Origin of the sequence: Nitrogeniibacter mangrovi, from assembly GCF_010983895.1 — a bacterium.
Lineage (GTDB): Bacteria > Pseudomonadota > Gammaproteobacteria > Burkholderiales > Rhodocyclaceae > Nitrogeniibacter > Nitrogeniibacter mangrovi.
Genome location: NZ_CP048836.1, coordinates 1718745 through 1731266 on the forward strand (window position 1 = coordinate 1718745; position 12522 = coordinate 1731266).

Genomic DNA, 12522 nt, shown 5'->3' on the forward strand with positions numbered 1-12522 from the left:
GCGGGCGGCGTTTCGGTGTCTTCGATTCTAGGCCGGCGGCCGGCAAAATCATTGACGTGGCGCATGGGTGGCACAGCGGCCGTGCGATCTGGCAGGATCGTTCCGCGCCATTACCGGTCCCATCATCATGTCAGACAAAACCGCCTACACCGCGCTCGTCGAGGCGCACCGGCAACTCTACCGCTACGAGCACCTTTCCGCGATCGTCAGCTGGGATCGCCACACCATGATGCCGCCGAAAGGCCATGCGGCGCGCGCCGCGGCCGAGGGCACCTTGCATGCGCACATCCACCGCCTGCGTACCGACCCGCGCCTCGTCGAATGGCTCGAGGCTGCCGAACAGGAGCCTCTGGACGCCGTCGAGCGCGCCGACCTGCGCGAGATGCGGCGCGACTGGATCGACGCCAACGCGGTGCCGGCCGAGCTGGTCGAAGCCCGCTCGCTCGCCGCCAGCCGCTGCGAGCACGCCTGGCGCACCCAGCGCCCCGCCAACGACTGGGCCGGCTTCCTCGACAACTTCCGGCCCTTGCTGCGCCTGGTGCGCGACGAGGCCTGCCTGCTCGCCGAGCGCACCGGCCTCGACCCCTACGACGCACTGCTCGAGCGCTACGAGCCGGGCATGCGCGCCACCCACATCGACCACCTGTTCGGCGAGCTCAAGGCCTGGCTGCCCGGCCTCATCGCCCGGGTCTGCGCGCGCCAGCAGCAGGCGGCGCCCATCGCGCCGCAAGGCCCGTTCCCGGTCGAGCGTCAGCATGCCCTCAGCCTCGCGCTGCTCGATCTGTTCGGATTCGACCGCGCCGCCGGGCGGCTCGACGTGAGCGCCCATCCCTTCACCGGCGGGGTGGCTGAGGACGTGCGCCTCACCACCCGCTACGACGAAGCCGACTGCCTGCCGGCGCTCATGGCCACCATCCACGAATGCGGCCATGCGCGCTACAACCAGAACCGGCCTGCCGAGTGGGCCGGCCGCCCCATCGGCCGCCCGCGCTCCTTCGGCATCCATGAAAGCCAGAGCCTGTTCTTCGAACTGCAGCTGGCCCGCACCCCCGCGCTGGCCGCGCGGATCTCGCCGCTGCTGAACGCGCATCTCGGCCCCCAGCGTGCCTTCGAACCCGACAACCTGCATCGCCTGTTCACCCGCGTCACCCCGGGCAAGATCCGCGTGGCCGCCGACGAAGTCACCTATCCGGCGCATGTCATCCTGCGCTACGAGATCGAACGCGCGCTCATCGAAGGCGACATGGCCGCCGACGACATCCCCGCCGCCTGGGACGAAAAAATGGCCGCGCTGCTCGGCGTGGACACCCGCGGCGACTACCGCAACGGCTGCCTGCAGGACGTGCACTGGAGCAAGGGCAGCTTCGGGTACTTTCCCTGCTACACCCTCGGCGCCATGTACGCCGCCCAGTGGGCCGCCGCCCTGCGCCGCGCACTGCCCGAGGCGGACGCGCGCATCGCCGCCGGCGACATGGCCCCCGCGTTCGACTGGCTGCACACCCACGTCTGGTCCCAGGCCAGCCGCTGGGAGACCGACGAGCTGGCCCGGCGCGCCAGTGGCGAAGCGCTCGACGGGCGCCATCTGCGGGTGCATCTGGAGGCGCGCTATCTGGGGTGAGCGACCGTGGTACACGTGCCACGCAGCCGATTCGGGTGCCCCATCCCGCCGTCCGGCGGACGCCACTTGCTGCCGATTCTTGCCCGGCCTAGATTGAAATCTCCCTTTCTACGGGAGAAGCCATGAAACGTCTCTTAGCCGCGTTGCTCACGGCGCTCTTCGCCTTTGGCAGCCTGTCGGCTGCGGCCTGTACCGGAGATAAAGCGAAGGACGAGAAGGGTGGCATGAGCACGCCTTCCGGCACCAAATCCTAGGTGCCGCATTTTCAGGCAACAGGGCCGGCCAAGCCGGCCCTTTTCTTTTGTGCCACGGTTCGGCGCCCGGCCGGCCGAAGGTGAGGTATTGCAACTTCACCGAAGAACCGGGCCGTGATTCAAGCGTCGTTCTCCGTGCCGCCAACGGGTTGCGATTGAAGCGCACCGTTGTTGCTTCGCACATTCGTCTTCAGGATTGCGCTCGTCCGGCCCGGCGCGTTTGTTTCTGCATATTGCATACCCAATGCGCTTAAGCGTTCCTTAAGAATTCCATTCGAATATCGATCGGCAAGCCCGCTTTGGACGGCGCCGGACATGTCCGCGCCGCAGCCCGGGCCTGTGCTGTTCCTGATCATTTCTTTCGAATGGAGTCCGCAATGCGACATTCTGGATTCACCACACTCATCCTCGCAGCCACCGTAAGTGCGGGGGCGCATGCTGGCTCGATCTGGCAGGCGCTGCCCGCGCAGCCGCCGATTCCGGCAGACAATCCGCAAACGCCAGCAAAGATCGAGCTGGGCAAAACGCTTTTCCACGACCCGCGCCTGTCGTCGACCGGTACCGTTTCTTGTGCGTCCTGTCACAGCGTGATGGAAGGCGGGGACGATCACCGCCCGGTCTCCATCGGGGTGCATGGTCAGGCCGGTGGGCGAAACGCGCCAACGGTATGGAATGCGGCCTATCACTCGGCCCAGTTCTGGGATGGTCGCGCCGCGACGCTCGAAGCACAGGCGGTGGGGCCGGTGACCAATCCGGTCGAAATGGGCATGGCCGATCTGGGCGCAGCGGTGGGCCGTCTCAAGGCCATTCCCGGGTATGCGCCGTTGTTTGAAAAGGCGTTCGGCGTCGGCGACAGCATCACGGTCGAGAACATGGGCAAGGCGATTGCGGCCTACGAGCGCACGCTGATCACGCCCAACAGCCCGTACGACCGCTACGTGCGGGGCGACAAGCGCGCGCTGAGCCCTCAACAACGACGCGGCATGACCGCCTTTGCGGAAACGGGCTGTGCCGCATGCCACGCTGGCGCCGCCTTCGACGGGCCGACGCGGCCGATGGGCCAGGCCAACCTCATGCGCTTTCCCGCCTTTGCCGACAATCCGTATGTGGTGCGCTTCAAGCTCGATGAGGACCCGGGCCGTTTTGCGTCGACCGGCAAGGAGGAAGACAAGCACATGTGGCGTGTGCCCACCTTGCGCAATCTCGCCTACACCGCGCCGTACTTCCACAATGGTGCGGTCAAGCGCCTGGATGATGCGGTCAAGGTGATGGCGAAAACGCAACTGAACGTCGATCTCGACCCGTCGACCGTGGCCGACATCGTGGCGTTTCTCGATGCGCTCAACGGTGAATTCCCGGCGCAGACGATGCCGCGCCTGCCGGCAACGCCGGGGGATCTGGTCGAGTAGGGCCGCGTCGGGCGGATGAGCGAAGCGCAAACCGCACTCGTGCCTGCGGCGCGACGAACGCGCCGGTGTGCCGAACGGGTGCGCCGTTCGGCGCCATGCGCTTTGCTTGTCGATGGCGGCGGCGTGGAAGGCGGCGGCATCCAGCGCCCGGGGGAAGCCGGCGCCCGGTGCCCTTACGCCACGCGCCTGCGCTGCGCCCAGAGCCCGAACACCCCGAGCCCGAGCAGTGCCAGCGTGGCCGGTTCGGGCACCGGTTGGGAAAGTACCGTCACGTCCGCACGGGTCAGGGTGATGGCGGCGTCGTTGTTGGTGCCGGCGCTCACTTGGGGTTGAAACGGCGTCAGCGAGGCGAGCAGGGTGGTGTCGAGGGTGGTGAGATCGGCGGTGGCGCCCAGCAGGCCGGCGGTGAAGTACTGCATCTGGAAGCGGCCGAAGGTGGCACCGGCGGCGCCGCCGGAGAACGGGGCGGTGTTGATGTCGAAGTTGAAGACGACGTCGAGCTGGTTCTGGTTGGCGACGCGGGCGAAGCTGCTGGTGCCGGCGGCGGGCGCCGGCGCGACGCCGCCGATGGTGATATCCACCGACGAATAGGGCGCGTCGTGCCGGGCGTCGGTGGCGGTGCTGGCGGAGACCGGGGCGAGGGTGTCGAGGACGAAGCTGGCCAGGAAGGTCTGACCGGCCAGGATGGACGAGCCGGCGATGGCGTTGTCCATGGTGCCGGCGAGGTCGAACTGGATGAGGGTGGCCTGGGCGGGCGCGGCGGCGGCAATGAGTGCGGCGGCGGCAAGGTGGCGAAGTGGCATGACAGGTGTCTCCGTCGTCGAGTGGGGTTGAGGGGCGTGTGTCCGCGTGGGTCGGGACATTGCCCGAGGCAATCGAAATGCGCGGGTGTTTGTTTGGCCTTTACGGGCAAGCAAGATTGCTGCCGGATGATGCAAAACGCCTATGCACCGTGCGTGAGGAAGGGTGGCGTTTGCCGGCTTGAGCCTGGGTGTAAGAATCGTCGACGCTCAAGGGCGGTGCTCAACTGGGGACAGACCTTGCGTGGACGAGATTCACAGGGCCGCGCCGAATTCGGCTCGACAACTCCCCGCGGGGTGGATTGGCACGGCGACATCCGCCGGATGTCTGCGACGTCGCCGTGCTTGAATCCCGATGGCGCAATCGGTTCAGCAGCGCAGTGGGTCTTGCCGTGTGCCGATGCGCTCAGCCGACGCGATCGGCCAGTGCGCGCAGCAGCTGCCCGCCGTCGCCGGTCCATGCCGCGCCGTGCATGCAGGCGAGGGTGGTGGGGGCGGTCGCGGCGAGGCGTTCGAGCAGGGGGCGTGTCTGGGGGCCGTGGGCGTAGTAGTCCAGTTGCTGTCGTGCCGCCTCGCTGGGTTCGAGGATGTCGCTGCGGGTGATGACCGGAGGCTCGTCGCCGAACTGGGTGAACAGGTCGCCACAGAACAGGGTGTGCGTGGTGGTGTCGGACAGAAAGCCGCAATCCCAGCCATGAGGCAGGTGCGGGGTGTCGAACCATTGCAGCCGATGGTGTCCGAGCGAGAGGATGTCGCCGTCGGCCAGCGCGTGGGCCGGGCGGTCGGCGTAGTCGCCCATGCACACCATCGCCCCAATGCGGCTGCACACGGGCTCCGCCTGGGGGGCGATGGCGAGGAAGTCGTTCAGCGCCCCGCACTCGTCGGGCTCGAAGTGGGAAAACGCGACATAGCGCAGCGTCGAGGCGGGCAGCACGCGTTCGATGGCCCCCTGCGTCATGGCGAACAGCTTGCGCGGGCCGGTGTGGAACAGCAGCGGTGCGTCGTCGCGCACCAGGAACTGGTTGAAGGTGAAGCCGCCGGGGATCGCGTCGGGGGGAATGCGCGTGCTGATGCGGTAGATGTCTTCGGCGATCTCGTCGATGCGGGTGCCGTTGTCCGAGTCGGTCATGGTGGGTTCTCGCAGGATGCCTGGGTGCGGGGGCGAGCGGGGCGACCAGGCATTCGCCCGCCAGCGTGGCGGCCCGGGGGGGCGAGCGGTGGCGCCGCGGGCCCGTCCATGCCGTGTGCCTATTGCGCGTTCACCGCGCGTTCGATGTCTGCGATGACGATCTTCTTCATGTCGAACATCGCGCGCATGGCGGTGGCGGCCGTTTCGGGGTCGTCGTTGGTCACCAGCTCGAGCAGACGCGTCGGGGCGATTTGCCACGACAGCCCGAAGCGATCCCTGAGCCAGCCGCAGGGGCGCTCTTCGCCACCGTCGGTGAGTCGGCTCCAGAGCGTGTCGATCTCGGCCTGGGAGTCGCATTCGACCAGCAGCGAGACGGCGTCGTCGAAGGGAATGTCGAAGCCCCCGTTGAGCGCAATGAAGGTCTGCCCGGCCAGTTCGAAGGTCACGAGCATCACGGCCCCCTCCTTGTCGGGCGTGGCACCGTTGTAGCGGGCAATCCTGACGATGCGGCCGGTGTCGAAGACGGAGGTGTAGAAACGCGCGGCTTCCTCCGCCTGATCGTTGAACCAGAGGAACGTCTTGATCTTCTGATGGATCGTGGGCATGGGGGGCTCCTGTCGGGGGGCGGTGTGCGTCGGGCGCAGTGGCAACGGGGCGGCGCCTCTTCGATATCAGCGTAGAACATGGCGTCGCACCGTGCGCTCGCCATGGGGTCGTGTCGGCATGCGTTACGGGGTGTCGGTGGATGGATTCCCGTGCGGCGGCCGTCAGAGCAAGGGCCAGATCGCCGAATAGAACACCGCAAACAGCGCCATGAAGACCGCCATCACGGCAACAGCCGGGCGCATGCGGTAACGGCCGACCGTGAGGCCGCCGAGGGCAAACGACAGGCCGGGGAGCCACACCCACGACATCTTGATCATCGCGGTCTCGCTCATGCTGTCGAAATCCCAGAAATAGATCACGAACACCTGCACGATGGAATAGGCCAGCGCGGCCCAGTAGAAGCCCCGCAACTGCTTGCGCACCACCTCCTTCGCCCCGGCCTTCGACGCCTCGATGTAGTTCAGTTGCAAGGTGGTGGGCGGTGGTGATTTGTCCTTGCTCTGCTCGAGATGGCGGACGGCTTCGTCCAGATCCTGCCCGTACAGGTGGTAGCTGCTGTCCTTGTGCTTGTGCGCCCATTCAGAGGCGCGAACCTGCAGGCGAGAATGAAACTTGCGCCATGGCAGATCGGCATTCAGGGTGTCGATCAGCGCGTCGAACGAGGCGTCGAAATGGTCGCCGCCCGAGAACATCAGCCAGTTGGTCTTCGCCACCGCGTTGCTGTGATTCAGCTTGCGATCGAAATCCTTGTAGCACACCGGGATGATGCGCTTGTTGGCCTCCTCGGCCAGCTTGAGCTCGGCGCGGCAGGTCTCCGACGCGAAGTATTCGTCCGACAGCACGCACACGAAGGCCGACGCCCCTTCGACCGCCTGCGAAATCTCGTCCCACCAGTTCGACGAGTAGGGAATGTCCTCCCAGTCGATCCACACGTCGAGTCCCGCCTTCTGCAGGCGTTCCGTCAGTTGGCGGACAAATTCGGCGTCCCGGCGCGAATAGGACACGAAGATGTCAGAGAGCGTCATGCCACTTGTCTTCCATTCATGGCGATACATGAGCATCCGATCTTGCAACCGCGGCCGGTTGCCGGTTGCGCGCTCGCGCACCGACCGCCTTGGCGAGCTTGCCTACTTCTTCAGTCGTGCGGCCTGCCGGCGCGTGAGTTCCTCATGGCGTTCAGCCCGTTCGTGCAGCCTTGTCATCAAGTCCGCCTCCGACACGGGGTCGCTCAGGTCAAACACCGGCGTCACCTGCGCATCGACGACGTCGAATACCTGCGCCGAAAAGCGCTCGCTGCCATCCTCCCCGCGAAAGACGACGACCACCTCGACCGTGCCGTCGGCATTGACGTCGTCCAGCATCACCTTCTCGACACTGCCATGGCGCGGCAGGACGAGCCCGGACGCGAACACCGGGGCCCCACCCCGCGCCCTGGCGGGCTGGTAGAGCCGAACGCTGTAGCTGCCCGCCTCAGGCGGTTCGAAATCCCCCGCTGCGACCACGACGGTGTCCCCACTCGGGAGCACGTGCCGGGACACAAATCTTGCCGGCGCCGCAGCGTAAGCGCCGAGGGCAGAACAACACAACGCGGCGAGGATGGCTTTGCGCATGGGATGCGGCTCCTTGGTTCAATGCGCCATTCAAGCATGAATCGCGTGACATTCGGCTGCAGGGGCGTAGGGCCGTAGGGCGGATAAGCGCAGCGCCATCCGCCGGATGGGATCGAGGGTTTGAGGTGACGCGCCGGATGGCGCAGCGCATCTGCGCCCTGCGAACCCGAGTCAGCCTCAGCTTGCGGCTACCGCGGTCTCCGCCTCCACCATGCGCTCGGTGAATTCGCTCTTCTCCGACGCCGCCATCACCAGATACCGCCGCGCCCGCGTCATGCCGACGTAGAGCAGGCGGGCGGAGTTCTGGCGCTCGGCGGCGGCAACGCTCATGGCGCCCAAGCCCAGCATGATCACGCGTTCGAACTCCAGCCCCTTGCTGCTGTGGATGGTCATCACCGCCACGCTGTCGGCCTCGCTGTCGTAGGCCATTTTGTGCACCTTCGAGCCCAGCCACTGATGACTGATGCCCTCGCGTTTGAGGCGGCGGCTCAGCTCGGCGCCTTGCGCCTTCTTGGCATAGAGCACCGCGATGTCCGACAGGGGCGTGCCGTGGGCCTGCCATTTGCGGATGCAGGCCACGGCGTAGTCGATTTCGGCTGTGAATGAATCGAGCAATTTGGCATGCGGCTTCGGGCCGTGGATGCCGGCGGCTTCGGGTTCCACCAGCGGAATATGGTCTTCGTCCGCCGCCTGCGGGTCGAGGTAATGGCGGGCAAAGCCGTAGGCAAAGGCCAGAATCTCGCGGGTGTTGCGGTAATTGAGGCGCAGCACCGTGGTGCGCCCCTGGGCCTGAATGCCCACGCTCGACAGGGCGAAGCCCAGCCCGGCCTTGGATTTGTAGATGGACTGCGCGTCGTCGTACAGCAGCAGGAGCGAATTGCTTTCCGGGTCCACCATTTGCACCACCAGCTTGAGCCAGTCGGCTTCCATGTCGTGCCCTTCGTCGATGAGCAGCGCGCCGTATTGCCCCCGCGGGATCAGGCCCCGGTCCACCGCATCGATCACCGTTTCCACCTGCCGCTCGAACAGCGGCGCATCGCCCTTGACCGGGTCGATCTGGTAAGTCTTCAGTTGCTGGTTGCACCAGTCATGGAAGTGATACACCTGCACCTGCGCGCCAATGCCCTTGGCGGAGATGAAGGCGCGCAGCCGGGCGGCGAGGGTGATGTTGAAGCACAGCACCAGAATCGGCTTGTGCAGCGTCTGCGCCAGATACAGGCAGCGGTAACCCAGAATCATCGTCTTGCCCGAGCCGGCCACCCCGTGAATCACCCGGTGCCCTTCGCCCAGGCTGCGGGCCAGCTGCTCCTGCTGGATATCCATGATGCGGATCACATCGGGCAGGGTTTCCTCGAGTTCGCCCGCCGCCTCCAGCGGGTCTTCAAACAGCGCGGCCTGCTCCGGCGCGTCGATCCGCACCTCGGGGAACAGATGCCAGCGCACGCGATCAATCTGCGGCAGGCTCAGGGGTTTGCCGAACTGGTAGGTGAACATGCCCCACAGGCGCGACTGGAAGGTTTCCGCATCCACGGTTTCGCCGAATTCACCCTTGTAAATCATCAGGTGATCCGGCAGCAGAATCTCGCGGCCCTCTTCGGGCATGGCCTTTTCAATCTGCAGGCGAGTGATGTTTTCAAACACCACGCCCCAGCCATAAGGCATCGCCAACTTGCCCTCATGCGGCCCGGACAAATGGCGCAATTGCGGATCGCGGGTGAGCAGGGCGACCACCTGGTAAGCGTAATGCCGCGCCTGCTCCATCGGGTGCGGCTCGATCACCCGGCCACGCTCGGTGTGCAAGGTGGCTTCGGTTTTGTTGATGCTTTTGAGCGTCTCCGGCTTCCAGTCCTTCACCTCCAGACACAGGATGCCGCGCATGGGATGCAGGATGATGAAGTCCGGATAGCGCCGCTTCTTGCCCACCGGAATGTCGTACCAGACCAGGTAATCATCCTCCAGCACCTTTTCCAGCGTCCGGGCCAATCGCTTTTCGCCCGAGGTCATGCGCGACAGGGTTTGCTGGTTCAGGGACGGAATGAGGATCGCCATGGGGACGTTTTCGCTTACAAAGTGGGCGAGGGAGGGGGTGAATTGTATACGGAACGGGTATGACGTTCTTGAGCGTGCGTGGCGGAAAGCGCCGTGTGTTGGGGCTTCATGACATACGCCATTGGGTGGTGTCTGTGAAGTGAGTCACTTTGCCGGAGTGCGGTGGTGTGTGTAGAGTCAGGCTCAACGCATCGGGATGTAACGGGTTGTAGCGGCATCAGTGCTGAGTCTTTACCGGTTTGACATTTCAGGGGGTGTAGAGATGTTGGATTGCAAGACCTGATCCCGAAGCCTCTTCTCTTAGCCAAGTCACGATGACTGAAATTTGTTTTAGAAAAATTACTGGTCGAATTAAATGGCAAATATTAAAGTCGCAAATTTCGTGTGTAAGTTTGGTGGCCAGGCGGTCATGCTTGATCATTTTTTTGAGGTAATTTATCCCGCATTCTTTAATTCTTCACCGAGAACTTATGGGGATACGACCTATCATTTCTTTGATCTTGGGCTTGAGTTGGTTGAGATTGATGGTGTGAAAGAGCCCGTGTTGTTCGGTCGCTTCGTCAGAGATGCTAAAATTTCACGTACTCACGTTTTAGAAGGAGAATTTCTCCGCCGAGACGACGCAAGTATTGATGACGCTAGCGCTGCACATTTTTCGTTGATTCTGTCAAACCATACATTGGCTTATGTGGCCCTGACGAGTAAAGCCCCTTCGTTGCAGAGTTTTCGGGCAACCGTCCATAGGCATGTGCTCGATGCGTGGAAAGATTTTACGTTGAAGTTGGCATCCGAGTATCAAAAGTCTGAACGCCAGAATGGCAAAAAGATATTGAAAAATGAAGCTGTTTCATTTGTGAGGAAAGAGCTTGTACCTATGCCAACTCTTGAATTAAGGCCGCTCCCGAGTGCGGCCAGTATCAAAAAGTTCTTGATGCAGTTTGAAAAGATTTCATGGGTAAAGTATTCCATCGAAGAAACTAACCACACGCTAGATTCAAAGAAGCTTGTTCAAGGTTTGCGTGCAGCAAAGAAAGGAACGAATTCGGAGTCGATTGAATTGATCGAAAAAAAACCAAAAGACAAAGCGGCGCTTGCAAAACAAATGGAGGGGGTTGTTGGCGAGGGGAATGTTGGTGCTCAAGTTAAAGGTACTTCGAGCACCGGTGCGGTCATGACGGGGTCTAATGAAGAGATGGCATATTCCTCCGAATTGGATATTTCTGGAAATCCGAATCAGATGGCTGCGATTGCAGTTCAGCACGTCTTTTCAGCGCTTGCAACCGGAATCCTTCGATTGGGCTTCATGATTGGCGATGGAGCAAAAAAAGCGGACGCCATCAGAAAGGAGATAGAGAAGCGCCGTGGGTAAATCGCCTATATCTAAAGAAGACGAAGAAGAGTTGCTTCAGGATAGAAGTTTTCTGTCGGCTTATCTTGCTACCTGGAAAGCTGGATTTCCGTGGAAAAGTTTGGTTCCGTCAATGCTGGTTTGCATTGTTCTTTTCGCCTATTTCTGGATTTTTAGTCCCCCTGCGTGGACTGTTGCCGAAAAGTTTAGAGGGCTTTCCAGTATTGGCTTTGGGTTTGCAACTTCAATGTTGGGTTTCTTAGTAGCAGGTTTTGCTATCTTTGCAACTGCTACAAAGCCAGAGCTTTTCAGGTCTCTTTTGTGTTCTCGAGATGCAGAGACCGGCTTTTCCCAGTTGCGCTGGGTTTTTTTGACGTTCATGCATGTTTTCTTTCACTTTATTTGTTTTGTGTTTCTTTGCGCAGTTGTTTTTCTTGTTGGTGGTGAGAATGACGCGATGGACTTGCTTTTAAGTCAATCTGGATGCGCTGAAGCTAATCTAAAAAAGTATATTGCGTACGGTTCGCTTTTGTTTTTTACGTGGTGGTTTTTTTACCTAATTGTCCTTACGGGTCATTTCGTTTTCTCTGTTTACCAAACTCTACTAGTTGCCGTGGTCTGGGGCGATCGCGATGACTCTGAAGTTGGTGGAAAGTAGGGTGTTGGATTCGGATTTTTTCGGTATAAATTGGCTATGCGTTTCCTATTTTTTCAAGTTCATCGTTCCTTTGATTTTGTTAATGCACAACAAAAAACGCCCCGAAATTCGGGGCGTTTTTTATTAGAGCATAGGAAACCAATCAGTCCTCATAAGCCTCCATCGGCACACAAGCACAGAACAGATTCCGGTCCCCATACACGTCATCAATCCGATTCACGCTCGGCCAGAACTTGTTGTCCGCCACCCAGGGCAGGGGGAAGACGCCTTCCTGGCGGGTGTAGGGGCGGTCCCAGTCGCCGATGATGTCGGCCTGGCTGTGCGGGGCGTGCTTGAGGGGGTTGTTCTCGGCGTCCCAGTCGCCGGCTTCGATTCTGGCGATTTCCTGGCGGATGCTGATGAGGGCTTCGATGAAGCGGTCCAGCTCGCCGCGCGGCTCACTCTCGGTGGGCTCGATCATGATGGTGCCGGCCACCGGGAAGCTCATGGTGAGGGTATGCCAATGGGAGAATCTCGGCCTTGCTGGGTTGGCTCTGTTTTCGTTTTTTGCGGTTAAAGACTACGGTGCGCGAGTGAAGGATTCTATAAAGATTATGTTGGCGTTAGGTTTTGGCTTCGCAGCCATGGCGGCCTACGATTTTTTTGTTGCGACATATGCGTCCAAGAGTGGCGGTTTTTTTAGTGGTTTACTTTGGAAGCTTCGGGAAATATTTGGTCCTGGGGCATCTGCCTCTGCGCTTTTGGGTATTGCTTTGATCTTTTTCTTCGTGGCGTTTTATGAAGCCAGCACGCGTAGGGCGGATTAGCGAAGCGTAATCCGCCGGATGGTTTGAGACCGACCGATGTTGCTCGCAAATGTATCCCCCCGCAAAGCTCGTACGAACACATGCGGCGCAATGCGCTTCGCTTATTGACGCCCTTGTATTGTTTTCCTCAGATCTGAGATTGCCATATCTTCTGCTTTGGCAGTTCTCAGATCGGCTCGGGGGATCCCCCGAGCCGAGCGGCTGGATGCCGATTCCGCCCTTGGGCCGCGAGCCC

The 12522-nt window shown here is 61.6% G+C and carries 12 protein-coding genes and 1 pseudogene; 6 read left to right on the top strand and 7 right to left on the bottom strand.

The annotated features are described in order from the left end of the window. Positions 1–127 precede the first annotated feature (127 nt). From G3580_RS07885 to G3580_RS07890, 3 genes are all read left to right on the top strand, one after another. Positions 128–1618: a carboxypeptidase M32 gene (locus tag G3580_RS07885; RefSeq protein WP_173764737.1), complete on the top strand. Its 1491-nt coding sequence runs from the start codon at positions 128–130 to the stop codon at positions 1616–1618. 122 nt (positions 1619–1740) lie between these two features. Beyond that, a complete protein-coding gene (locus tag G3580_RS20260; RefSeq protein ID WP_267313328.1) occupies positions 1741–1872 on the top strand; it encodes a hypothetical protein in 132 nt (43 codons plus the stop codon). Between the two features lie 299 nt (positions 1873–2171). Next, on the top strand, positions 2172–3281 hold the full coding sequence (locus G3580_RS07890; RefSeq protein WP_228720806.1) for a cytochrome-c peroxidase: 1110 nt from the start codon (positions 2172–2174) through the stop codon (positions 3279–3281). A 173-nt stretch (positions 3282–3454) separates the two neighbouring features. On the opposite strand, the gene G3580_RS07895 is transcribed toward G3580_RS07890, so the two are convergent. From G3580_RS07895 to G3580_RS07920, 6 genes are all read right to left on the bottom strand, one after another. Continuing rightward, positions 3455–4084: a PEP-CTERM sorting domain-containing protein gene (locus G3580_RS07895; RefSeq protein WP_217424630.1), complete on the bottom strand. Its 630-nt coding sequence runs from the start codon at positions 4082–4084 to the stop codon at positions 3455–3457. 403 nt (positions 4085–4487) lie between these two features. Then, positions 4488–5210, bottom strand: a complete 723-nt coding sequence (locus G3580_RS07900; protein ID WP_173764739.1) for an FprA family A-type flavoprotein — start codon at positions 5208–5210, stop codon at positions 4488–4490. A 119-nt stretch (positions 5211–5329) separates the two neighbouring features. Continuing rightward, complete coding sequence (locus G3580_RS07905; protein WP_173764740.1) at positions 5330–5815, bottom strand: VOC family protein; 486 nt, start codon at positions 5813–5815, stop codon at positions 5330–5332. A 162-nt stretch (positions 5816–5977) separates the two neighbouring features. Next, positions 5978–6841: a toll/interleukin-1 receptor domain-containing protein gene (locus G3580_RS07910; protein WP_173764741.1), complete on the bottom strand. Its 864-nt coding sequence runs from the start codon at positions 6839–6841 to the stop codon at positions 5978–5980. Between the two features lie 102 nt (positions 6842–6943). After that, the gene (locus G3580_RS07915) at positions 6944–7426 is read right to left on the bottom strand and encodes a PliI family lysozyme inhibitor of I-type lysozyme (RefSeq protein WP_173764742.1); all 483 of its coding nucleotides are present in this window, start codon (positions 7424–7426) and stop codon (positions 6944–6946) included. 177 nt (positions 7427–7603) lie between these two features. Further along, positions 7604–9475, bottom strand: coding sequence for a 3'-5' exonuclease (locus tag G3580_RS07920; protein WP_173764743.1), 1872 nt, complete (start codon positions 9473–9475; stop codon positions 7604–7606). Positions 9476–9830: 355 nt separating this feature from the next. Here G3580_RS07920 and G3580_RS07925 point away from each other — a divergent pair, with 355 nt between their 5' ends. Both G3580_RS07925 and G3580_RS07930 read left to right on the top strand, forming a co-directional pair. Beyond that, entirely contained in the window at positions 9831–10844 is a 1014-nt protein-coding gene (locus G3580_RS07925) for a hypothetical protein (protein WP_173764744.1), read from the top strand. Then, complete coding sequence (locus G3580_RS07930; RefSeq protein WP_173764745.1) at positions 10837–11481, top strand: hypothetical protein; 645 nt, start codon at positions 10837–10839, stop codon at positions 11479–11481. The genes G3580_RS07925 and G3580_RS07930 overlap by 8 nt, the downstream gene beginning before the upstream one ends. Before the next feature lie 142 nt (positions 11482–11623). Here the strand turns inward: G3580_RS07930 and G3580_RS07935 are convergent. Next, a pseudogene (locus G3580_RS07935) lies at positions 11624–11983 on the bottom strand (glycine dehydrogenase (aminomethyl-transferring)); the annotation flags it as partial. On the opposite strand from G3580_RS07935, the gene G3580_RS07940 reads away from it, so the two are divergent. Continuing rightward, on the top strand, positions 11940–12287 hold the full coding sequence (locus tag G3580_RS07940) for a hypothetical protein (protein WP_173764746.1): 348 nt from the start codon (positions 11940–11942) through the stop codon (positions 12285–12287). The pseudogene G3580_RS07935 and the gene G3580_RS07940 overlap by 44 nt on opposite strands. Positions 12288–12522 lie beyond the last annotated feature (235 nt).

Excerpts from the sequence above, each read along its gene's own strand:
- G3580_RS20260 (WP_267313328.1), top strand. The coding sequence starts at position 1,741 with ATGAAACGTCTCTTAGCCGCGTTGCTCACGGCGCTCTTCGCCTTTGGC.
- G3580_RS07940 (WP_173764746.1), top strand. The coding sequence starts at position 11,940 with ATGATGGTGCCGGCCACCGGGAAGCTCATGGTGAGGGTATGCCAATGG.
- G3580_RS07910 (WP_173764741.1), bottom strand. The coding sequence starts at position 6,841 with ATGACGCTCTCTGACATCTTCGTGTCCTATTCGCGCCGGGACGCCGAA.
- G3580_RS07915 (WP_173764742.1), bottom strand. The coding sequence starts at position 7,426 with ATGCGCAAAGCCATCCTCGCCGCGTTGTGTTGTTCTGCCCTCGGCGCT.
- G3580_RS07920 (WP_173764743.1), bottom strand. The coding sequence starts at position 9,475 with ATGGCGATCCTCATTCCGTCCCTGAACCAGCAAACCCTGTCGCGCATG.
- G3580_RS07925 (WP_173764744.1), top strand. The coding sequence starts at position 9,831 with ATGGCAAATATTAAAGTCGCAAATTTCGTGTGTAAGTTTGGTGGCCAG.
- G3580_RS07900 (WP_173764739.1), bottom strand. The coding sequence starts at position 5,210 with ATGACCGACTCGGACAACGGCACCCGCATCGACGAGATCGCCGAAGAC.
- G3580_RS07895 (WP_217424630.1), bottom strand. The coding sequence starts at position 4,084 with ATGCCACTTCGCCACCTTGCCGCCGCCGCACTCATTGCCGCCGCCGCG.
- G3580_RS07885 (WP_173764737.1), top strand. The coding sequence starts at position 128 with ATGTCAGACAAAACCGCCTACACCGCGCTCGTCGAGGCGCACCGGCAA.
- G3580_RS07905 (WP_173764740.1), bottom strand. The coding sequence starts at position 5,815 with ATGCCCACGATCCATCAGAAGATCAAGACGTTCCTCTGGTTCAACGAT.